The following is a 21,821-nucleotide window of genomic DNA, read 5'->3' as shown; positions in this document are numbered from 1 at the left end:
ATTAATAATTATTCACTTGTGATCCGTTAAACTATACTCATGAAAGCGTTTCAAATAATAAGTTTACTTAATAAAAATCGGAGGTTAATTAAATGGAAAACGTTAAAGTAGTAATTTGGGGATTAGGCGCCATGGGAAGCGGTATGGCTCGCATGTTGATGGAAAAAAAAGGGGTCGACATCGTTGGAGCTATTGATATTGGCGCAAAAGTTGGCAAACCAATTTTTGAAGTAATCGGCCAAGAATATGCTGAAAAAGAAAATATTACAGTCGGAACCGTAGAAGAATACATCAAACCTGAAATTGCCGACGTTGTTTTACTATGTACAGACTCTTTTGTAAAAACAGCATTTGATAAAATCAAACTCATTCTTGAGAATAAAATGAACGTAATCACCAGTGCAGAGGAAATGGCTTATCCTAAAGCACAACAGCCTGAGTTGGCTGAACAAATTGATCAACTTGCGAAAGAAAATGGCGTTTCTGTTCTAGGGACAGGGATCAATCCTGGTCATATCATGGATTTGTTGGTGCTTGTGATGACAGGAGCATGCGTAGATGTAAAACATATTACCTCCCGTCGAGTAAACTCTCTATCTCCATTCGGCGCAGCAGTAATGGAAGAACAAGGGATTGGAATCACAGTGGAAGAGTTCGAAGCTGGGAAAGCTTCGGGTGAATTAGCTGGACACGTAGGATTTGCAGAATCCGTAACAATGATGGCGGATGCATTAGGAGTGAAACTAGATAACATAAACCTTTCCATGGAGCCAATCGTAACCGATGTTGATCGGAAAGCTCCGCATGGCGAAGCAAAAGCTGGAGAAGTTGCCGGAGTATCGATGCAGGCAGCCGGTATCGTAAATGGTGAAGAATTCTTCACGATGGATCATCCTCAACAAATTGAACCAGAACAAGTCGGCATTCAAACAGGGGATTATGTAATCATCGACGGATCACCATCCATCAATTTAATGAACACACCAGAAGTTGAGGGCGGCTTAGGAACCATTGCGATGTGTGTCAACATGATTCCGAAGATTATTAATGCTCGTCCTGGTTTGAGAACCATGATTGACTTACCAGTACCGCATGCAATTCTTGGAGACTTCAGAGATCAAATCGAACCAGAATGCAAAATTGTGAAATAACAAGGAGGTAGAAAGGGAAATGGCGATTAAAGGTGAGTGGGTGCAAGTTCATTCGGTGATTCTAACCCCTGAACAACGAGCACCACAAGTTCCTGATGATACAAAACGCGTTCCATTAGAGATGTGGGTGAAGGGAACGTTGCTGGAAGATGCAGCGATTGGCGATCACGTAAGGATTAAAACGGTTACGGGGCGCATCGAAGAAGGAACCTTAGTAGTTGTACGTCCTAACTTTTCTCACAGCTTCGGAAATTTTATTCCTGAAATTGTTCAAATCCATGAGCAACTTACAGAAGAATTAGCAGGAGGTGATACGGTTGCTGAAGGATAACGAGTATACAGCGGTCATGAGTCGCAGGAATCAAATCATGAATGATTCCTTACAAGTAGATTATTCAAAGTTTGAATTAAGCGGAGTTGCTTTCGATTATGAAGGTATGATGCAAGAAGCTGCCTATGAGGTAGAAGAAATGATCGAGATTCAAAATCGCGTAGGTGTGGGCAATACCCCCATTGTCGAATTGAAAAATTTAACGAAACTCGCCCGCAAATGTGCGCCAGCAGGCAAAGGTGCTCGTATTTTTATTAAAGACGAAGCGACGAATGCGTCAGGAAGTTTCAAAGATCGACGTGCTGCAGTTTCTTGCTACCATGCGAAAAAGCTAGGCTACAGAGGCGTAGTCACTGCGACAAGTGGAAATTATGGAGCAGCTGTAGCTTCCCATGCAGCGAAACTTGGTTTGAAATGTATCGTCGTACAAGAATGCTTTGATTCTAAGGGTGTTGGTCAACCAGAAATCGTGGAAAAGGCTCGTAAATGTGAAGCTTTAGGTGCAGAGGTTATTCAATTAACTGTAGGGCCAGAATTATTCTATCAGTTCTTAAAAGTAATTGAAGAGACCGGCTACTTCAATGCTTCCCTCTATACACCCTTTGGCATTGCAGGGGTAGAAACATTAGGCTATGAGATTGTAAAACAGTTTGAACGAGAAATTGGGCAACAGCCAGACGTTGTGGTATGTACCAATGCCGGTGGTGGAAACTTAACCGGAACTGCTCGCGGTATACGCAAAGCCGGTAACAAGACAACAAAAATCGTTGCTGCAAGTGTAGATTTGGCTGGATTGCATATGGCTTCCGACACAGACTTCAATCGCAAGTCCTTTACAACTGGACATACCGGATTTGGAATTCCCTTTGTGACTAATCCAGACCGCTCGGATGTACCGCGTTCAGCAGCGCGTCCACTGCGGTATATGGATCGATATGTATTAATCCATCAAGGTGAAGTCTTCTATATAACTGAAGCACTCTCCTGGATTGAAGGGTTGGAAAAAGGTCCGGCAGGAAACACGTCCTTAGCGGCTGCGTTCTCCTTAGCTCAGGAAATGGATGAAGAACAAATTATACTTGTTCAAGAAACTGAGTATACCGGAGCAGGAAAGAGTGTGCAGGCACAATTATCCTTTGCACGAGACAACGGGGTAAACATCTACTTTGGAAACCCTGCTGATGAAATCCCAGGAGAATCGATTGTTCTGCCTTCCAACTTGTCACTAATCAAAGCTGTAGATGTGGACTTGGAAAAATTGAGACGCTCTGCTATTAGAAATGCTCTCAAAGAAGGAAACGGTGATTTTTGTGAAGTGGAATTACACTATTTAGCTGAGGAAATTAATGGAACTGTGGAAGATGTATTGAAATTTGTCGCAGAACTACAGAAAGAAGAGGGAAAATAATGGAACAATCAATCGAAACGAGCTTTGAAGAAAAAAGAAAACATCTCATTGACTTATCTGATGAACAATTGAAGGAACATTTCTGGAAATTAGCAGAAGAAATCGTTCAACCTCTATTGGATCTTGGTCATGAATATACATCGCCTTCCATCGAACGTTCTGTGTTGCTGCGGATGGGTTTTTCTTCCATTGAAGCAACAGAAATCGTGAACCGGGTCATCCAAAATGAATTAATGGGAAAAGGTGCCGGACACATTGTGTACCTGGTTGCTAAAAAGAATGGACTAAGTGTTCGCGAAGCTGGGTTGAAATTGGCAGAAGGCAGTTATTGGGATCAAATGGGACAATTATTTAACGGAGGTCACGAATAATGAATGAAGAAATCAAGTTGAATAAAGACGAGAAAATTAATATTCATGAAATATTGAATGATTTAGAAAATTATCGTCCGAAACGTCGTGGCTGGACATGGCGCACACCGAAACCTCGCTATCAAATGAATAAATTTGAATACAAAGACATGTCCGAATCGTTGAAAAACTTTGTGCCGCTTCCATCAGCGAAGTACTTTGATAACATTGACCCACAAGGAACGGCATCCATTACAACTGAAATTGCTTCTGGGCGTTTTGAAGATGATATTCGCCGGATGCGTATGGCTGCTTGGCATGGTGCAGATCATATCATGGTTATCCGAACTGCTGGACAATCCCACTTCGACGGCTTGATCGAAGGAACACCACAGGGGGTTGGCGGAATTCCGATTACTAGAAAACAAGTACGTGCTCAGCGGAAGGCATTGGATGCCATTGAAGAAGAAGTGGGACGTCCCATTAACTATCATAGTTATATTTCCGGGATTGCCGGTCCAGAAATTTCTGTTATGTTTGCGGAAGAGGGCGTAAATGGTGCCCACCAAGACCCTCAATACAATGTCCTTTATCGGAACATTAACATGGTTCGTTCGTTCGTAGATGCATGCGAGGCGAAAAAAGTAATGGCTTGGGCTGGGATTGCTCAAATTGACGGTGCACACAATGCGAATGCGACAGCAAGAGAAGCATGGAAGGTTATGCCTGAACTGATGGTCCAACATGCCATCAATACTGCATTTTCTTATAAGGTAGGAATTGATCCATCTAATATCTGTCTTTCAACTGTGCCACCAACCGCACCGCCTGCTCCATCGATGTACTTGGATTTACCTTATGCCGTAGCTTTACGTGAATTCTTCAGTGATTTCCGGATGCGGGCACAACAAAATACGAAGTATATGGAAGCTTCTACTAGAGAAGCAACCGTAACGCATACATTGAACCTACTGATTTCGAAGTTGACGAGTGCTGATATTCAATCCACTATTACACCAGATGAAGGCCGCAACGTGCCTTGGCATATTTACAATATGGAAGCAATTGATACAGCGAAGCAAGTGTTCCAAGGGTTAGATGGACTAGGAGACTTGGTTCAACTGAAAGAGGAGGGCCCATTAAGAGAAATGGCTCGTGAAATCAAAGAGCGTGCGGTTCTATTTATGGAACGGATTGTTGCAGAAGGCGGCTACTTCAATGCTGTAGAAGAAGGTATGTTTGTTGATTCAGGGAATTTCCCAGAACGTAATGAAGATGGAATCAAACGTGACATTCAAGGCGGAATTGGCGCAGGCTCCATTTATAAACGTGACGAAGATTACCTTGCACCTGTCAATGCACACTACGGATACAACAACGTGGCACAATATGATGAGACTGCAGTGGATCAACCAGGAAAACTAATTGGAAAAACAACGTTTGAAGATCCGGACATGATTGTCTACATTGATGAATTGGATGAAAATGACAATGTGAATCTTCGTTTAGAAGAAACGAAGGAATACCGGGATGGAGGACTTATCCACCCAGAAGCTGAATGGAAAGGCGACGGTATCATTCTCTTGACGTTCATGTTACCGGAATCCAAACGAGTTGCAGAATTTGCAGCGCTGGAAATGGGTAAAAAGCTTGGATTAGAGGAATGTGTCGTCATCAATACAGAAGTAATGCAGAATGCTGAAGGAACGCGTGTAGAGATGAAGGGGCGTTTACCATTCGCAGTTGAGAAAGATACACTCGTTATTCCAGAAGAACCTACTGTTCTATCAGAAGATGAAATCCGTGCAGAAATCAAACGCAAAAAAATGGTAGTCGTGGCAGGGACCGTTGGAGAAGACGAGCACTCAGTAGGTCTTCGTGAAATTATTGATATTAAGCATGGCGGGATTGAGAAATACGGTATTGAAGTACATTACTTAGGTACCAGTGTGCCAGTAGAAAAAATTGTGGACGCAGCAATTGAACTGAATGCTGATGGAATACTTGCTTCAACGATCATTTCCCATGACGAGATTCATTACAAGAATATGAAACGCATTAACGACTTGACGATTGAAAAAGGCGTACGTGAAAAATTGATTCTGCTAGCAGGAGGAACGCAAGTTATTCCAGAAATTGCAGTTAAGAATGGCATGGATGCAGCCTTTGGAAGAGGGACCAAAGGGATTGATGTGGCTACCGCACTTGTGGAGAACAGAAGGAGAATGGAGAGCGAATAAAGCATGAGAATAGATGTATTGGTTGCTGAGATTGGTTCTACAACAACGGTCGTAAATGCCTTTAACGGCATTTACGACAATCAAGACCCTGTTTTTGTGGGGCAAGGTCAAGCGACAACTACAGTCGAAGAAGGCGATGTTCGTATTGGATTAGAAAATAGCATTGATGACTTGCGCAAAAATCTCGGTGTAGACCAACTGACCTATCAAGAATTATTTGCCACTTCCAGCGCAGCGGGTGGCTTGAAAATGACGGTTCACGGCTTGGTATTCGATATGACCGCTCGTGCGGCAAAGGAAGCCGCTTTGGGTGCAGGCGCAGTAATCCGGATGGTAAGTGCAGGTAGATTACGCCGGACGGATTTGAAAAAAATAAAAGAAACCCACCCGAACCTAATTCTGATTGCAGGTGGTGTGGACTACGGTGAACGCGAAACGTCACTCTATAATGCAGAACAAATTGCGAACTTGCAGACAGAAATACCTGTTATTTATGCAGGTAACGTGGAGAATCAAGAGGAAATCCAGTTGATTTTTGAAGATTCGAATCAAGACTTATATATAGTAGAAAATGTTTACCCGCAAATCGACCAGCTTAATATTGAACCTACTCGTAAGGTGATTCAGAGTGCCTTTGAGAAACACATCGTGCACGCTCCAGGAATGGAGCATGTATACGATGTTGTCAATGGCACCATCACTCCGACGCCAGGAGCGGTGATGAATATTACGAAGTTAATTTATGAGCGCTTAGGTGATGTGTTAGTCGTTGATGTGGGAGGTGCTACAACCGATGTTCACTCCGTGACAGAAGGCTCTGCTGCTATTTCAGAAATCCTGGTTGCGCCAGAACCAAAAGCGAAGCGGACAGTGGAAGGCGACTTAGGCCTTTATGTGAATATGGAAAATGTAATGGAAACATATGGAATAGAGAAACTAGAAAAAGCGGGCTTTAATATAGATACCATTCGTAAAGAATACAACGGTATCCCACAAAATGAAACGGAAAGAGCTTTTGTTTCCCTCCTATGTGACGTTGCAACAAGAACAGCAGTCGATCGCCATGCAGGTGTGATTCGTTATGTGTATGGCCCTACTGGACGGGGAACATTGGCACAAGGGAAAGATTTAAGCAAAATCAAATATATTATTGGGACGGGAGGTGCACTTACTCGGCTGGCGAATGGAGAAGAAATCTTGAAGAAGCTCATTAAAGAAGATGAGAACACCATGACGCTGTTACCGACTGGAGAAGTGAAGGTTTTACTGGATCATGATTATATCATAGCTTCATTAGGAATTTTGGCAATGAAACACGAAGAAGCAGCAATCAAGCTACTAGAAAAATCACTCCACTATTCATTGCCAACCCCAGTAGTTGTTGAAACTGTCTAGATCGTAATCATCTCCCGCTAAATGGTTTGCGAGCCACCTCTCGCTAGTTCCTTTAGCGGAGAGTTGATTTTTTTCAAGAATGATGTAACCGTGTTCAAAAAATCGAACATATAAGGAGTAGAATAATGAACGATATTAAAAACACCCAGCACGAAACAAACGAAGAATCGAAATTCGGCTTAGGCGGGGCGATTCTCTACGGAGTCAACGTTGTATTGGGAACTGGGATTTTATTATTGCCACGTACCATCTTTCAAGACTTGGGTCCAGCCTCTTTATTAGCAATGGCATTATGTACGGGGCTAGTTTTCTTGTTAGCTCTTTGTTTTGCTGAGGTATCCGGCTATTTTACGAAGAACGGTGGAGCATATCAATATGCCCGCGCTACTTTTGGTGGATTAACTGCGTTTAATGTAGGAATTTTATCGTGGTTTACGGTAACTGCTGTCTGGTCAGCTTCTGCTAGTGGCTTGTCAGAACTATTAGCTATCACATTCCCATCGCTACGAGGATTTGAAGCTTTGATAGGGGCAGCAGTGATTATCGCACTCATGTTTATGAACCTAACTGGGATTAAGACAGTAAAAATTTTCACCATTACTGTTACCATCTCAAAAATGATTCCGATGTTTGCAGTAGGGATTATCGGACTCTTCTTTTTGAAAAACGGAATTGATGCAGGAAACTACTCACCATTCCTTCAATTGAGTCCAGACATGAGTGTTTCCAAAGCTTTTGCATCTACTGCTATGACCGTTTTCTATGCATTTGTAGGGTTTGAATCTCTACCAATCATTGCTGGTGAAATCCGGAATCCTAAGAAGAATGTTCCAATGGCTATTTTAATCTCTCTCATTTTAGTATCTGTTCTGTATGTATTAATTATTGCAGCTGCAATTTCTACCCTAGGAAGCGAATTGCTAACGAGTGATGCACCAATTCAAGATGCATTTGCCATCATGGTAGGAAGATGGGGATATTGGTTCATCTCTGTAGGAGCAATCGTTTCTTTGATTGGTTTGAACGTAGGAGACTCTACGCACAGCCCACGTATGTTAGAAGCTGTAGCAGAAGATGGCACATTACCAGCAATCGTTGCTTATAAAGACAAAAAAGGAACACCTGTCGTAGCCATCATCATTACCAGTTTGATTAGTTTATTACTAGTCATTAGTGGCTCATTTGAAGCTTTGGTTGAATTAAGTGTCGTATTCTACTTCTTTCAATACATCCCGACTGCCCTTTCTGTAATTGTACTAAGAAGACGTAAATACCGCGGCGAAGACGGGGATGTAAATACGGAAGAACAATTCAAAGTTCCCGGTGGCTTTATTATCCCCGTTTTAGCAGTAGCAGTTAGTTTATGGATGATTATTTCTGATAGTTGGACACATTTAATTACGGCGGCAGTAGGGATTGCAATTGCAACAGCCGTATACTATTTATTTAATAAAATCATTACGCCCAAAACAGATGACGCAGTCGCACCAACGGTAGATGAAAATTAATAAGAGGTGACGATCTATGCAACTCTATACACGTACCGGAGATAAAGGAAAAACACGCATCATTGGCAATAGCGTGGTATCAAAAAGTGATGTACGCGTAGAAGCTTATGGCACCATTGATGAGTTAAACAGTCTGATTGGAATCGTAGCAAGTCTTAGCTCGGTTTCAAATGAATTAACGGAGGAACTCCAATTAATCCAACAGTACTTATTTGACTGTGGAACCGATACATCGATGCCCCATGACGAAAGCAAGTATCGTACAAAAGCAACATATATTACCTGGTTGGAAAAGCGGATTGATTACTATTCAGACCTTCCTCCCAAAATTCAGTCGTTCATTCTTCCAGGAGGAAGTTACGCTGCCAGTCAGGTGCATTTTGCCCGTACTGTAGCTAGAAGGGCAGAGCGGCGTGTTGTTGCTTTTCAAGAAACAACGGAATCGAATATTTATGTGCTTCAATTTTTGAATCGCTTGTCTGATTACCTATTTGCTCTGGCTCGAGTGCTTAACTTTGAGGAGAAGCATGAAGAGACCTTCTATGAACGAAGCGGGAAAGTATTTCGATAGGAGTAGATTAAGAAACGCGCTTAACCCCAGAAAAAGGTTAAGCGCGTTTTTAATATTGGAATTAGATCCACTTTACCATGTGTTTATTGCGAGGGTGAGCAATTTCACAAACAATATCATAAAGAGCGGATATAGCTGCATTATTGCGATTTGCTTTATTTTTAATAATGTAAATCGGATCGTTTTTTATGAGACTCTCTACCACAATAATCTCCCCTGAATCAATATGAGACTGTAAGCGGCCAGTCCTTACAACCCCCACCATGTTATGTAATAAAATCGACTCTTGAACCACTTCATCGCTACTTGAGTCAATAATATTTAGGGGCAGAGCAATGTAAGGAAATATATTTTCTGTATTGTAGTATTCAGATTCATCAATGACAATTGGATACTGTGTAAGGTAATCTTCTGAAGTTTTATTAGATTTATAAATTTGTTTATTCACACAAAGTGCGACCTCTTCGTGTCCAATCACACAGGATTCAAACTCACTAGGCAAGACATTTCCAGAAATAATACCTAAATCAATTTCGTTCCTTAATAACTGGCTTACGGTAGTTTCGTTATTCGAACCCTCTATCTTGAAGGAAACGTTCGGATAAGCGAGGGCCATCTTCTTAATAGCTGGGATAAAGTACCGATAACAATAATAGTCGTGACCCTGCAATTTTAATGAAACCAAACTGCTTGCGTTCGATGAGAGATTACTGATCGCATTCATTTCTCTCAAGATGACGATGGAATGATTAAATAACTCATGACCTGCTCTCGTTAGGGCATATTTCCCATTATTGCGTTCTAGTAATACAACTCCTAACTCGTCTTCTAAATATTGAATATGTTTGGTAATGGTAGGTTGAGAATAATTAAGCTTGATGGCAGCACGCGAAAAGTTTAACTCTTCAGCCACGACCTGGAACGTCCGTAAGGCGTTCATTTTCAAAGAAACCGCTCCTTTCAAAATCTCTTTATAATAAAACGCTCTCAGATCCTAACTAGTTAATGAACAGATTAATTATACAAAAGAAAGATAGCGCATACATTAGAAAATAGAAAGAATTAAGTAAAGAAATTACAAGGATTTCCTACTCAAGTTAGGAATAGTAACTATTCCCAAAAATCATAAAAAATGACCCATCTACCTTTATAATAAAATAAATGAAAGCGTTTTAATAAACAGAAAGTGAGACATGTGAAATGCAGATGCCTAAAATCACGGTAAACTTATCAAAACTAGAACATAACGTAATGTATTTAACTTCCCATGTGCGAGCCCACGATATTGACGTTGCAGCAGTAACAAAAGTATTCAGTGCTCATCCAGAAATAGTGAAGGTTTATGAAGCAATTCCTGAAATTAAATATTTAGCCGATTCACGTCTGGACAACTTTAAGAACTATGCGTCCGATTCAGGAAAAGAACGCTTATTACTGAGAATCCCTCATCTAAGTGAAGTAGACCAAGTTGTAGAATGGACGGATATCAGTTTGAATTCAGAAATCCAAACAATTCGCGATTTAAATCAGGCGGCGCAAAAAAAGAATACCCTACACCGGGTTATTCTCATGATTGATTTAGGCGATTTACGCGAAGGTGTGTTTGAAGCAGAAGAAGTGGATGCTTATGTGAAGGAAATTCTTACTATGAATCACGTCGAGTTAGCTGGAATTGGGGTTAATTTAACTTGCTATGGAGCTATTATTCCTGATAGTACGATTCTTCGTAAACTAGTAAGCTATAAACACCATATTGAATCTACATATGAACTCACTTTAGATATTATTTCGGGTGGAAACTCCAGCTCCTTATATTTATTGGATAGTACAGAAGACTTCATGCCAGAAGAAATCAATCATCTGCGAATCGGTGAAGCCTATGTCTTAGGTGTGGAAACTGCATTCGGTTTGCCTATTCCCGAAATGCATCAAGATGTCTTTACTCTTTCAGCTGAAATTATTGAGTACCGTGATAAGCCATCGTTACCCATCGGGAATGTAGGGCAAGATGCATTTGGACAGAAGCCAGTTTTCGTTGACAAGGGCATCATGAAAAGGGGAATTCTAGCCTTAGGGCGCCAAGATGTAAATGTGCAAAATATTCAACCTCGTGATGAACGAATCGAAATTATTGGAGCAAGTTCGGATCATCTAATCATGGACTTTACCAAAGCGGCGAAGGATTACCAACTTGGTGATGAAGTGACTTTTGATGTATCGTATGGCTCATTATTAGACTGTTTTACTAGTAAATACGTCCATAAGGAGTTTATTACAGAATCGCATATAATAGAAAATTCTGATAACCAAGTGAGTGCCTCAGAACATTAAAAAGAGAACGTGCAAGCAGGAGTTATAAACTCCACTTGCACGTTCTTTTTCAAAACATCAAACTAGTTTTACTAAGAAGTACTTTTTCTTCCCGCGACGAACAATAATGAAACGTTCTTCGAAGGAGTTGTCCGCAGTGATAACAAAGTCTAGGTCTGTAACCTTGTCGCCATTAATGGTGATGGCCCCGTTTTGGATATCTTCACGTGATTGACGACGAGAAGGTTCAATGCCGATATCAACCAACCAAGAAACGAGTTCTTGTTCGGCTAAGTTTACTTCAAAGGTAGGCATATTCTTGAAACCTTGCGCAATTTCATCGGCTGTCAATTCTTTTACATTACCAGTGAAGAGGGCTTCTGTAATCTTCAGTGCATCGCGTAATGCTTGTTCACCATGCACGAATTTCGTCATTTCAGCTGCCAGTGTCTTTTGAGCTTCACGTTTATGTGGTTCAGATTCTACTTTTTCAGCCAACGCTTCAATTTCTTCGTGACTAAGGAAAGTAAAGTATTGTAAGTATTTAATCACATCACGGTCATCTTGATTAACCCAGAATTGGTAGAATTCATATGGTGTCGTTAGTTCAGGATCAAGCCAGACCGCTCCGCCAGCCGTTTTCCCAAACTTAGTTCCATCTGCCTTTAGCATCAATGGAATCGTCAGCCCAAATGCTTTTGCTGTAGAGCCTTCTTTCTTTCTAATAAGCTCTAGTCCAGCAGTAATATTTCCCCATTGATCTTGTCCTCCTACTTGCAGCTGCACGTCTTGGTGACGGTAGAGGTGCAAGAAGTCCATTGATTGAAGAATTTGGTAGGAGAATTCTGTAAAGGAAATTCCTGTTTCCAAACGGTTGGCTACGATGTCTTTTGCTAGCATGGTGTTTACGTTAAAGTTTTTGCCGTATTCACGCAGAAAGTCTAGCAAGTTCAAATCTTTGGTCCAATCCAGATTGTTCACCAGACGGATAGGGGAATCAGTTTCACCAGCAGCAAATAGTTTCCGCATCTGAGCGGTAATCTTTGCTGCATTTTCTAACACGTCTTCTTCTGATTGCAACACACGCTCTTCGGATTTACCACTTGGATCCCCAATCGATCCTGTAGCTCCACCAATTAAGATGACTGGTTTATGTCCTGCAAGCTGGAATCTCTTCAGTACCATAAATGGAATGAGATGGCCGACATGCATACTGGAACCCGTCGCATCGATTCCGCAGTACAGGCCGATCGACTTTTTGTCCACTAGTTCACGTAATCCTTCCTCATCTGTTTGTTGATTGATGGCACCGCGCCAAGCTAAATCATCTAAAATGTTCATTGTCTCAAACTCCTCTATATTCTATGTGATAATAAAAAAAATCCCTGACAGAGAATCATTCTCCATCAGGGACGATATGTTAACCGTGTTACCACCCAGTTTGTCTTGGCCATAAAATGCACACAAAACCACTCTGGCACGATAACGGGTGCAAACCGCTCTTCATAAGAAAGATAGCTCCGGAGTGTAATTCAAAACAAGGGTGTACCGCTTTCCACCAAGCGCGGCTCTCTATGATTCAATGCCTTATTTTTACTGGGTTCCTTCATCGCTTTTAACTGTTTTTCTATACCTTTTAGTATAGGCAAGCGACTAGAAAAAGTCAATTTCAAAAGTAAAGATAACGTTCTGTAACAATACAGCTTGTTCATTACAAACATGTTACAAACCGACTACAAGTTGTCGATAAGTGATTTTTCACAAACTAACTGTGCTATGATTCATTCGTGAAGAAAAACTTTAGAAATTATTTAACTAAACATAAGAACTTATAAATTTAACGGAGGAATCAAATTTGAAGAAGAAACTTGCCACTCTTATCCTAACGAGCTCTATCTTAGCTGCAAGCTTGACTGCACCGTTTACTGCTTCCGCCGACGAATTAACTGATAAAATTCAAGAAACTGAACAAAAAGTAAATGAACTTAATAACCGTGTTAATTCTGCAGAAGCCGTATTATCCCAAGTGCAAGCAGAAATTACAGCAACAGAAAACAGAGCAAATGATTTATTAGAACAACGTGTGGTAACACAAGAAGAGATCACAGTCTTGAATGAAGAAATTGCACGTTTACAAGAAGTGATTGAACAACGTGAAGAACAACTAAAAGAACAAGCTCGTTCCGTACAAGTAAACGGATCAAACAAAAATTACATCAACTTTGTTTTTGGATCAGAATCTCTTTCTGATTTAATTGGCCGTATTGATGTTGTTACTACTATGGTATCTGCTAATAAAGATTTAATGGAACAACAAATCAGAGACCAAGAAGCAGTAGCAACAAAGAAAAATGAAACAGAAGTTAAATTAGACGAAATCGTTTCGATGTCTGTTGAACTAGAACAATTAAAAGGTAATCTAGTTGTTAAACAAATCGAACAAGAAAGCGCGATTGCAGCTTTGAGTGCTGAAAAAGCTACAGCTGAAGAAGACCGTGCGAAATTCGTTGCTCAAAAAGAAGAAGCAGATCGTCTAGCAGCTGAAGAAGCAGCAAGACAAGCAGCAGCAGTAGAGGCAGCACGTGTAGCAGCTGAAGAAGAAGCTCGTTTAGCGTCTGAAGAAACAGCAAGACAAGTGGCAGCAGCACAAACTGCTCCACAAACAGAACAATCTACAAATCGCCCTGCAGAGCCTGTAGTGGAAGAGTCTCGTCAAGAGGAAGTAGCAACTACTCCAGTGACAGAAACAACGCCAGCTCCAGTTGTAAACCAACCGGCAGCAACACAGCCTGCACCAGCACCTGCTCCAACCCCAGCGCCAGCACCACAATTACCAGCCACAACAGGTGACGTAATTGGGATTGCTAAACAATACATCGGTGTACCTTATGTATGGGGCGGAAGAACACCAAGCGGCTTTGACTGCTCAGGATTCACTTCTTATGTATTCAATCAAGCATATGGAATGAATATTGGTGCAACCACTACATCACAAGAAAATGCAGGAACACAAATTCCTGTTTCTCAAGCACAACCAGGAGATTTACTATTCTGGGGCAGCCGTGGTGGAACGTATCACGTAGGAATTGCTTTAGGAGGATCTTCATATATTCATGCTCCTGAACCAGGTCAAGGCGTTAAAATCGCAGACTTCAACTACTTCTACCCAAGCTTCGCTGTACGTGTAGCGAGATAATCTAACCATAACAAGTCAACAGGTAGCTCTTAGGAGCTGCCTGTTTTTTTACAAATAAAACTTGACCTTGTCGTTACGGCAAGGTTTATGATCATTGGAGAGGGAGGGGAGCATATGGAATATACAATTAAGAAGCTCAGTGAATTGGCTGGTGTAACGAGCCGGACGTTACGCCACTATGACGCGATTGGTTTATTGAAGCCCAAACGAATCAACTCTTCTAACTACCGTATATACGGCAGTGAAGAAGTGGAGCGCCTGCAGCAAATTTTATTTTATCGTGAGTTCGATTTGCCACTAGAAGAAATCAAACGTATTTTGGATGATTCCCATTATGATACGGAAGGGTCTTTATTAGCACATCGCCAGGCCCTCCTTCAAAAAAGGCAGCGGTTGGATCTCTTGTTGCAAACGATTGATCGAACGCTAGCAGATCAAAGAGGAGAGAGAACGATGACAGACAAAGAAAAATTTGAAGGATTTAAGAAAAAGCAACTACAAGAAAACGAGAAAAACTACGGGGAAGAAATTCGTGAGCGCTACGGTGCTGATACGGTCGAGAAATCGAATCAAAAGTTTGCTTCTCTGACAGAAGAACAACATCAAAAACTTCAGTTGATGGCAAACCAAATTTTAGCGGATTTGAAGACTGAATTACAAACGGGAGACCCAACTAGTAAGGAAGCTCATGCGTTAGCAGCGCTCCATAAAGAATGGCTCACCTATACATGGCCAAGTTATACAGAAGAAGCACACCGTGGCTTAGCAGACATGTATGTAGCGGATGAACGGTTTACTTCTTACTATGATGAACCGGCAGGCATCGGCGCAGCACAGTTCTTAAGGGATGCCATTTATGCGTATACAACCGAATAATGGAAGAATGAGTAATGGAATTAATGCCATTACTCATTTTTTAACGTCAAGGAGAAGAAATCTGTGGTAGAATAGAACCTACTGATGCAAGGGAAACTTGCGAATTTCTAAGGAGGCACTCATTCGTGTTTAAAGAAAAAGAAACATTTTATATTACCACACCGATTTACTATCCAAGTGGACAATTACATATCGGCAATTCTTATACAACGATTGCTTGTGATGTATTGGCTCGTTATAAACGGATGCAAGGGTTCGACGTATTTTACTTAACAGGAACGGACGAACATGGGCAAAAAATTGAAATTAAAGCTGCTGAAATGGGGATCACTCCAAAAGAATATGTAGATGGAATGGCAGAAGATATTCAAGCGTTGTGGAAGAAATTACATATTTCACACGATTATTTCATTCGCACAACTGATGAGATGCATGTGCAAGCTGTTCAAATGATCTTTGAAAAGTTATTAGCGCAAGGTGATATTTACTTAGGAGAATACGAAGGTTGGTATTCTGTCTCTGATGAAGAATTTTTCACAGAAACACAATTGAGTGAAGTGTACCGAGACGAAAACGGCAAAGTAATTGGAGGTGTAGCTCCAAGTGGTCATGAAGTAGAGTTGGTCAAGGAAGAATCGTACTTCTTCCGGATGAATAAATACGCTGATCGTTTGCTGCAATATTATGAAGAGCATCCAGAATTCATTTTGCCTGAATCGCGGAAAAATGAAATGGTTAATAACTTCATCAAGCCTGGATTAGAAGATTTAGCTGTATCTCGGACAACGTTCTCGTGGGGAGTTCCAGTGAAGAGCGATCCGAAGCACGTCGTTTACGTCTGGATTGATGCATTGGCAAACTATATTACAGCGCTTGGTTATGGATCAGAGGATACAACCCTATTTGATAAATACTGGCCTGCTAATGTTCACATGGTAGGGAAAGAAATCGTTCGTTTCCATACGATTTACTGGCCGATTATGTTAATGGCCCTTGATTTGCCATTACCGAAACAAATTTTTGGTCACGGTTGGTTGCAAATGAAGGACGGAAAAATGTCCAAATCTAAGGGGAACGTCGTTTATCCAGAAATGCTAGTAGAACGCTATGGTCTAGATGCACTTCGTTACTACTTAATGCGCGAAGTAAGCTTTGGTAGTGACGGTGTTTTCACACCAGAAGACTACATTAACCGCATTAATTTTGATCTGGCGAATGACTTAGGAAACTTGCTCAATCGGACAATCGCGATGATTAACAAATACTTTGATGGAACCGTTCCTGCTTGGAAAGGCCAAGTAACTGTTTTTGATCAAGATTTGGAGAACACAGCTGCCGATGTATTGGAGAAATTTGGCAAAGAAATGGAACGCATGCAGTTCAGTGGCGCACTTGCTGAGATGTGGCGTTTGATTTCACGAGCAAATAAATACATCGATGAAACAGAGCCATGGGTATTGGCGAAAGACGAAGCACGTAAAGAGGAATTAGGCAGTGTCATGGTTCACTTAGCTGAAGTGCTGCGGATGACTGCGATTCTACTTAGCCCATTTATTACCGAGGCACCAGTGAAAATTTTTGAACAATTGGGTCTCAATCATGAAGCAGATGCGAAGTGGGAAAACCTTGTATTCGGTAAATTCCCTGAAGGTACAGTGGTTGTCAAAAAGGGAACACCAATCTTCCCGCGTTTGGATGCGGAAGAAGAGGTTGCTTTCTTGAAAGAGCAAATTGCTCCAAAAGCGGAAAATGAAGAGGCAGTAGAAGAAGCTGGTTTTGATCCGAATGCAACTGAATTAATCAGCGAGAAAGAAAAACAAATCAAATATGAAGACTTCGACAAAGTAGAATTGAAAGTGGCAGAAGTGATCGATTGCCAAAAAGTGGAGGGAGCAGATAAGCTCTTGAAATTCCGCCTGGACGCAGGAGATAAGGGTCATCGTCAAATTCTTTCTGGAATTGCGGAATGGTATCCAGATCCAAGCTTCTTTATCGGCAAAAAAGTAGTCATTGTAGCAAACTTGAAACCACGTAAAATGCGCGGTGAAGTGAGTCAAGGGATGATTCTTTCTGCAGAAAAAGACGGACAGCTGCAAGTGGTTTTTGCACCTGAAGATGCAGTGAATGGATCCGGCGTAGCTTAATAGAAATGAGGAGAGTGTAACGAAACGCTTCGGGTGTTTTGTTGCACTCTCATTTCTGATTAAAAATGAGCCATTTTAAGACAATTGAATGAAGAAAGAAGTATAATAGAGGGCAGAATGATGAAGAAGGGAAGATGAGACGTGCTTTTTGACACACATTGCCATTTGAACGTGGATGCTTTTGAAGAAGACGTAGAAGCCACCATCCAACGTGCCAAAGAGGCTGGAGTAGAACGCTTTGCGGTAGTTGGTTTTGATGCTCCAACAAACAAGAAATCCATTGCATTAAGTACGCAGTATCCTGAAATTTACAGCATTATCGGTTGGCATCCAACAGAAGCGGGAACATACACCCCTGCTGTTCAAGAGAGCTTGCTTTCCTTGCTGACGAATGAAAAAGTAGTGGCAATGGGCGAAATGGGCTTGGATTACCATTGGAATACAGCTCCACCAGCCGTCCAAGAGAAAATATTTCGGATTCAAATCCAAATAGCCAAAGACTTACAGTTGCCCATTTCCATCCATATGCGCGATGCGATTGAAGATACGTATCGGATTCTGCGCGAGGAAGATGTTTCTGAGATTGGCGGAATTATGCATAGTTACAGTGGTGATGTAGCCTATATGGAGAAATTTCTTGACCTAGGAATGCATATCTCTTTAAGCGGAGTGGTTACCTTTAAGAAGGCAAGTGAAGTCCATGAAGTAGCAAAAGCTGTGCCATTGGATCGGCTATTAATCGAAACCGATTCCCCCTATCTAGCTCCCGTCCCTTATCGCGGCAAACGGAACGAACCGGCTTATGTTCGGTATGTAGCAGAACGTGTTGCTGAACTGCGAGGGATGGATATAAACGAGATTGCCCAAATCACTACACAGAATGCAAATCAATTATTTAGATTGGAAGACAGATGAAAATAAAAGAAATTATTGTAGTAGAAGGAAGAGACGATACGAAGCGGATTAAAGAGGCTGTCGAAGCAGATACCATCGAAACGAACGGTTCTGCCATTGACGAAGCGGTGCTGCGCCGTATTGAAAAGGCCCAAGAAATCCGTGGTGTGATTGTCTTGACTGATCCCGACTATCCGGGCGGGAAAATACGGGAGACTGTGACGCAGCGCATTCCCCATGTAAAGCATGCCTTTATCAAAAAAAGCGATTGTCAATCGCCCAAAGGTGGGAGTCTTGGAGTGGAGCACGCTAGTGTCGAAGTGATTCGAGCAGCTTTGGAAAATGTGCATACGCCGGCTTCTGCAGAGGAAAGGGAAAACATGCAGAGCTTCTGCCGACAAGTGGGCTTGATTGGCAACGCTCATTCCGCTTCGTACCGTGAAGTGCTGGGAGATGCTCTCGGCATCGGCCATGCGAATGGAAAGCAATTTGTGAAGCGGATGGAAATGTTCCGTATCCCCAAAGAAGAGGTCGTTGCTGTAATGGAAGAAAAGGGACTACCGGTTCCTGAGGCAGTCAAAAGGAGTATGACAAATGACACAAAATAAGAAAGACATTGCAACCCCAACGAGAACGAATCAAATCTTGAAGAAATATGGACTCTCCATGAAGAAGAGCTTGGGACAAAACTTTTTAGTCGAACCCAATATTTTAACCAAGATGGTTGCGGCAGGAGAAATTGATTACGAAACGGCGGTTATTGAAATCGGCCCTGGAATCGGTGCCCTCACGGAGCGCTTGGCACGCGAAGCAAAGAAAGTCGTTGCTTTTGAAGTGGACGAACGCTTGCGTCCCATTTTAAAACATGAACTAGCGGATTACGATCAAGTTGAAATCATTTTCCAAGATATCCTACAAGCAAATATATCAGAAGTAATTGCGGAGCATTTTGAACCAGAGGATCGAATTGTAGTAGCAGCAAACCTGCCGTATTACATTACCACACCAATCATCATGAACTTTATCGAGAGCCAACTGCCAATTGATACCTATGTCATGATGATGCAAAAAGAAGTGGCAGAGCGGATGACCGCTCGTCCTGGTTCAAAGGAATATGGCTCGTTGACGATTGCGATTGATTACTATACGAAAGCCGAGATTGCCTTCATTGTGCCGAAAACGGTATTCGTTCCTCAACCAAAAGTTGATTCCGCAGTCTTGAAACTGACTCGCCGGGATGAGCCAAAAGTTCAAGTGGATAATGAGAAGTTATTCTTCAGCTTGACCCGTGCATCCTTCCAGCAACGTCGCAAGACATTCTGGAACAATTTGCAGAGTCACTTTGGGAAAGCAGAAGAAGTGAAAGAAGCACTTCGCACAGTCTTGGAAACAGTGGGAATCGACGGCAGTCGTCGTGCTGAAACCTTATCTATCGAAGAATTTGCTGCATTAGCAAATGAAATCAATCGTAATGAAGTATTGACTGGCACACACGAATAATTTTCGTGTGTGTTTTTTTGAGAAGTAGCTGAAATGGACAAGTAAAGGGGTAAATACATGCTCACTTGTCCAAAAAGAGCAAAAGTGGACAAGTGATAGAGTAAAAAAACAGCTACTTGTCCAAAATGAAGAAAAATGGACAAGTGACGATCATTTTGAGTCCTCACTTGTCCACTTAGCCAAATGACTGGCTATCTCGCCTATAATTTCGGCAATATTTTTTAATTTTATCGCGTTCTTTCTACTTGCACAACAGAAACTCCTATGGTACACTTGAAAATTTTACAACATTGTGTTATAATAGAAGCCAGTGAGGTGAAGGGCATGCCAGAAAGTTTGATGGAAATCAGGGAACAGCTGGAAAGTCGCTTAGGCAAAAAGGTATTGTTGACAGCTCAAGCAGGAAGAAAGCGTAAGACCGAACGCAAAGGAATTTTACGCGAGACCTATCATTCTGTTTTTGTTGTGGATTTAGATCAGGACGAAAATGCTTTTGAACGTGTTTCATATAGTTATGTGGATGTATTAACTTCATCTGTTGAAGTCTCTTTTTATGACGAAGAGACCGAGCAGTACGCTTAAAAACGTATAAGGATTTGTGAAATTATTAAGAAAGCCAGAGCACCCAATCGGATGCTCTGGCTTTCTTTTTTGATTAAAATTGCACTAAATCTTTGATTTGAACCGGCATACCGGAAGCAATCGATTTGTTTCCTGCGATTCCAGTCAAGATGGACATCGCTCCGTCAACGTGTGAAGCAGCACGGTTGAATGGATCGGGCACTGGTTCGCCAAAAAGATCATTCAAGAGAATCGGATCACCGCCACCATGTCCGCCTTCTAACTCCTCTAACTCTACTTCATAAGGCTCACCAAACATTGGGTAAACCATGATGCTTTTTCCTACGAGAGCGCCTTCGTTTTCCTTGTCGCCGCCCGCATTGATATAAGAGCTTTCTACTACTTTCATTTCAATTCGACCTTTGCTGCCGTTAAAGACCACATTGAATCCTTCCCACGGCATATAAGCGTTCAAAGAATAAGTTAAGATTGTACCGCGATCATATTTTACGATGGCACCTAATGTATCTTCTATGGAAATATCGTCCGAAAATACACTGCGGTCCCGAATATAACCACTATCTTCTTCAGCGTTTAAGTATAGTTCGCGCAACTCCTCCGTGCTCTCTAAATCAATCGCAAACGGGTCATTTTTCGCTGCTTCACTTCCGTGACAGCGATAATAAAAGTCTTTGACGCCGCGTTTTTCTGCATTTTTCATCCCATAGAAATTCAAGTCACCAAAAGCAAACACGGTCTTTGGATAACTATTGATCCAGAAGTTTACCAAATCAAAGTGATGCGTTGACTTGTGCACGAATAGGCCGCCGCTATTTAGTTTATTCCGATGCCATCTTCTGAAATAATCAGCGCCATGCACCGTATTCAGTAGCCATTCAAAATGAATGGAGAATACATCGCCAATGACACCATCTCGAATAAGTTCACGAATTTTTGTATTATGGGGAGCGTAACGATAGTTGAACGTTACCCGCAAAGACTTGCCGGTTCGCTTCTCCGCATCAATAATGGCTTGCGTTTTTTCCTCGTCAATCGTCATCGGTTTCTCGCTGATTACATCATATCCTTTTTCCATGGAACGAATAATATAGTCATGATGTGTGCGGTCTACTGTAGTGACGATTACATAATCTGGCTTCAAGTCATCCAGCATTTGATCAAATTCTGTATAGTGATAAGTAGGAACTTCCTTTTGGTTATACCGCTCCGAAATAATACGGTTTGCGTAATCCATTCTTGTTTGTGAAAGGTCACAAAAACCTACAATTTCACTCGTCTCATGATAGGTAGAGGCGATTGATTCATAAAAGAAGCGAGCTCTTCCGCCGGTACCAACTTGTACATATCTTTTCTTTGCCATGCCAA

The 21,821-nt window shown here is 41.7% G+C and carries 19 protein-coding genes and 1 other annotated feature; of the genes, 16 read left to right on the top strand and 3 right to left on the bottom strand.

The window, feature by feature from the left end; all coding sequences use genetic code 11:
* The first annotated feature begins 92 nt into the window (after nt 1-92).
* The 8 genes from ord (at nt 93) to PVE40_RS00120 (ending at nt 8,954) form a co-directional block, all read left to right on the top strand.
* Complete coding sequence (gene ord / locus PVE40_RS00155; RefSeq protein ID WP_274729858.1) at nt 93-1,151, top strand: 2,4-diaminopentanoate dehydrogenase; 1,059 nt, start codon at nt 93-95, stop codon at nt 1,149-1,151.
* Nucleotides 1,152-1,170: 19 nt separating this feature from the next.
* Entirely contained in the window at nt 1,171-1,482 is a 312-nt protein-coding gene (gene ortA, locus PVE40_RS00150) for a 2-amino-4-oxopentanoate thiolase subunit OrtA (protein WP_274729857.1), read from the top strand.
* Nucleotides 1,469-2,890, top strand: a complete 1,422-nt coding sequence (ortB, locus tag PVE40_RS00145) for a 2-amino-4-oxopentanoate thiolase subunit OrtB (RefSeq protein WP_274729856.1) — start codon at nt 1,469-1,471, stop codon at nt 2,888-2,890. Before ortA ends, ortB begins: the two co-directional genes overlap by 14 nt.
* Nucleotides 2,890-3,261: an ornithine aminomutase subunit alpha gene (locus PVE40_RS00140; protein ID WP_274729855.1), complete on the top strand. Its 372-nt coding sequence runs from the start codon at nt 2,890-2,892 to the stop codon at nt 3,259-3,261. Before ortB ends, PVE40_RS00140 begins: the two co-directional genes overlap by 1 nt.
* Nucleotides 3,261-5,480, top strand: coding sequence for a D-ornithine 4,5-aminomutase subunit OraE (gene oraE / locus PVE40_RS00135; protein WP_274729854.1), 2,220 nt, complete (start codon nt 3,261-3,263; stop codon nt 5,478-5,480). Before PVE40_RS00140 ends, oraE begins: the two co-directional genes overlap by 1 nt.
* Nucleotides 5,481-5,483: 3 nt before the next feature.
* Complete coding sequence (locus PVE40_RS00130; protein WP_274729853.1) at nt 5,484-6,875, top strand: GlmL-related ornithine degradation protein; 1,392 nt, start codon at nt 5,484-5,486, stop codon at nt 6,873-6,875.
* Nucleotides 6,876-7,000: 125 nt separating this feature from the next.
* The gene (locus PVE40_RS00125) at nt 7,001-8,383 is read left to right on the top strand and encodes an APC family permease (RefSeq protein ID WP_274729852.1); all 1,383 of its coding nucleotides are present in this window, start codon (nt 7,001-7,003) and stop codon (nt 8,381-8,383) included.
* 16 nt (nt 8,384-8,399) lie between these two features.
* Nucleotides 8,400-8,954: a cob(I)yrinic acid a,c-diamide adenosyltransferase gene (locus tag PVE40_RS00120; protein ID WP_274729851.1), complete on the top strand. Its 555-nt coding sequence runs from the start codon at nt 8,400-8,402 to the stop codon at nt 8,952-8,954.
* Nucleotides 8,955-9,015: 61 nt separating this feature from the next.
* Here PVE40_RS00120 and PVE40_RS00115 read toward each other — a convergent pair whose 3' ends face one another.
* Complete coding sequence (locus tag PVE40_RS00115) at nt 9,016-9,894, bottom strand: LysR family transcriptional regulator (protein ID WP_274729906.1); 879 nt, start codon at nt 9,892-9,894, stop codon at nt 9,016-9,018.
* Nucleotides 9,895-10,154: 260 nt separating this feature from the next.
* Between PVE40_RS00115 and orr the strand changes: the two genes are divergently transcribed.
* Nucleotides 10,155-11,285: an ornithine racemase Orr gene (gene orr, locus PVE40_RS00110; RefSeq protein ID WP_274729850.1), complete on the top strand. Its 1,131-nt coding sequence runs from the start codon at nt 10,155-10,157 to the stop codon at nt 11,283-11,285.
* Between the two features lie 57 nt (nt 11,286-11,342).
* On the opposite strand, the gene tyrS is transcribed toward orr, so the two are convergent.
* Nucleotides 11,343-12,605: a tyrosine--tRNA ligase gene (gene tyrS / locus PVE40_RS00105; RefSeq protein ID WP_274729849.1), complete on the bottom strand. Its 1,263-nt coding sequence runs from the start codon at nt 12,603-12,605 to the stop codon at nt 11,343-11,345.
* A 64-nt stretch (nt 12,606-12,669) separates the two neighbouring features.
* Nucleotides 12,670-12,883 (bottom strand) — a binding site (T-box leader).
* A gap of 236 nt (nt 12,884-13,119) precedes the next feature.
* On the opposite strand from tyrS, the gene PVE40_RS00100 reads away from it, so the two are divergent.
* The 7 genes from PVE40_RS00100 to PVE40_RS00070 all read left to right on the top strand — a co-directional run bounded on the left by PVE40_RS00100 (nt 13,120) and on the right by PVE40_RS00070 (nt 20,456).
* The gene (locus tag PVE40_RS00100; RefSeq protein WP_274729848.1) at nt 13,120-14,460 is read left to right on the top strand and encodes a C40 family peptidase; all 1,341 of its coding nucleotides are present in this window, start codon (nt 13,120-13,122) and stop codon (nt 14,458-14,460) included.
* A gap of 114 nt (nt 14,461-14,574) precedes the next feature.
* Nucleotides 14,575-15,336, top strand: coding sequence for a MerR family transcriptional regulator (locus tag PVE40_RS00095; RefSeq protein WP_274729847.1), 762 nt, complete (start codon nt 14,575-14,577; stop codon nt 15,334-15,336).
* Between the two features lie 125 nt (nt 15,337-15,461).
* A complete protein-coding gene (metG, locus tag PVE40_RS00090; RefSeq protein WP_274729846.1) occupies nt 15,462-17,480 on the top strand; it encodes a methionine--tRNA ligase in 2,019 nt (672 codons plus the stop codon).
* A gap of 141 nt (nt 17,481-17,621) precedes the next feature.
* Entirely contained in the window at nt 17,622-18,395 is a 774-nt protein-coding gene (locus PVE40_RS00085) for a TatD family hydrolase (RefSeq protein WP_274729845.1), read from the top strand.
* Nucleotides 18,392-18,982, top strand: coding sequence for a ribonuclease M5 (rnmV, locus tag PVE40_RS00080; protein WP_274729844.1), 591 nt, complete (start codon nt 18,392-18,394; stop codon nt 18,980-18,982). The genes PVE40_RS00085 and rnmV overlap by 4 nt, the downstream gene beginning before the upstream one ends.
* Nucleotides 18,969-19,874, top strand: a complete 906-nt coding sequence (rsmA, locus tag PVE40_RS00075; RefSeq protein WP_274729843.1) for a 16S rRNA (adenine(1518)-N(6)/adenine(1519)-N(6))-dimethyltransferase RsmA — start codon at nt 18,969-18,971, stop codon at nt 19,872-19,874. Before rnmV ends, rsmA begins: the two co-directional genes overlap by 14 nt.
* Before the next feature lie 324 nt (nt 19,875-20,198).
* Entirely contained in the window at nt 20,199-20,456 is a 258-nt protein-coding gene (locus PVE40_RS00070; protein WP_274729842.1) for a Veg family protein, read from the top strand.
* Nucleotides 20,457-20,529: 73 nt separating this feature from the next.
* Here the strand turns inward: PVE40_RS00070 and PVE40_RS00065 are convergent, their stop codons facing one another.
* Entirely contained in the window at nt 20,530-21,816 is a 1,287-nt protein-coding gene (locus PVE40_RS00065) for a Gfo/Idh/MocA family protein (RefSeq protein ID WP_274729841.1), read from the bottom strand.
* Nucleotides 21,817-21,821 lie beyond the last annotated feature (5 nt).

The sequence above is a fragment of the Jeotgalibaca caeni genome, assembly GCF_028863945.1.
In the GTDB taxonomy this organism is placed as follows: Bacteria; Bacillota; Bacilli; order Lactobacillales; family Aerococcaceae; genus Jeotgalibaca; species Jeotgalibaca caeni.
The sequence above is the reverse complement of the archived record's forward strand: the minus strand, read 5'-3'. Positions and strand labels throughout refer to the sequence as shown.

Excerpts from the sequence above, each read along its gene's own strand:
- PVE40_RS00130 (WP_274729853.1), top strand. The coding sequence starts at position 5,484 with ATGAGAATAGATGTATTGGTTGCTGAGATTGGTTCTACAACAACGGTC.
- ortA (WP_274729857.1), top strand. The coding sequence starts at position 1,171 with ATGGCGATTAAAGGTGAGTGGGTGCAAGTTCATTCGGTGATTCTAACC.
- PVE40_RS00115 (WP_274729906.1), bottom strand. The coding sequence starts at position 9,894 with ATGAACGCCTTACGGACGTTCCAGGTCGTGGCTGAAGAGTTAAACTTT.
- PVE40_RS00065 (WP_274729841.1), bottom strand. The coding sequence starts at position 21,816 with ATGGCAAAGAAAAGATATGTACAAGTTGGTACCGGCGGAAGAGCTCGC.
- PVE40_RS00120 (WP_274729851.1), top strand. The coding sequence starts at position 8,400 with ATGCAACTCTATACACGTACCGGAGATAAAGGAAAAACACGCATCATT.
- orr (WP_274729850.1), top strand. The coding sequence starts at position 10,155 with ATGCAGATGCCTAAAATCACGGTAAACTTATCAAAACTAGAACATAAC.
- oraE (WP_274729854.1), top strand. The coding sequence starts at position 3,261 with ATGAATGAAGAAATCAAGTTGAATAAAGACGAGAAAATTAATATTCAT.
- rnmV (WP_274729844.1), top strand. The coding sequence starts at position 18,392 with ATGAAAATAAAAGAAATTATTGTAGTAGAAGGAAGAGACGATACGAAG.
- PVE40_RS00125 (WP_274729852.1), top strand. The coding sequence starts at position 7,001 with ATGAACGATATTAAAAACACCCAGCACGAAACAAACGAAGAATCGAAA.
- rsmA (WP_274729843.1), top strand. The coding sequence starts at position 18,969 with ATGACACAAAATAAGAAAGACATTGCAACCCCAACGAGAACGAATCAA.
- ord (WP_274729858.1), top strand. The coding sequence starts at position 93 with ATGGAAAACGTTAAAGTAGTAATTTGGGGATTAGGCGCCATGGGAAGC.
- PVE40_RS00095 (WP_274729847.1), top strand. The coding sequence starts at position 14,575 with ATGGAATATACAATTAAGAAGCTCAGTGAATTGGCTGGTGTAACGAGC.
- PVE40_RS00070 (WP_274729842.1), top strand. The coding sequence starts at position 20,199 with ATGCCAGAAAGTTTGATGGAAATCAGGGAACAGCTGGAAAGTCGCTTA.
- PVE40_RS00140 (WP_274729855.1), top strand. The coding sequence starts at position 2,890 with ATGGAACAATCAATCGAAACGAGCTTTGAAGAAAAAAGAAAACATCTC.
- tyrS (WP_274729849.1), bottom strand. The coding sequence starts at position 12,605 with ATGAACATTTTAGATGATTTAGCTTGGCGCGGTGCCATCAATCAACAA.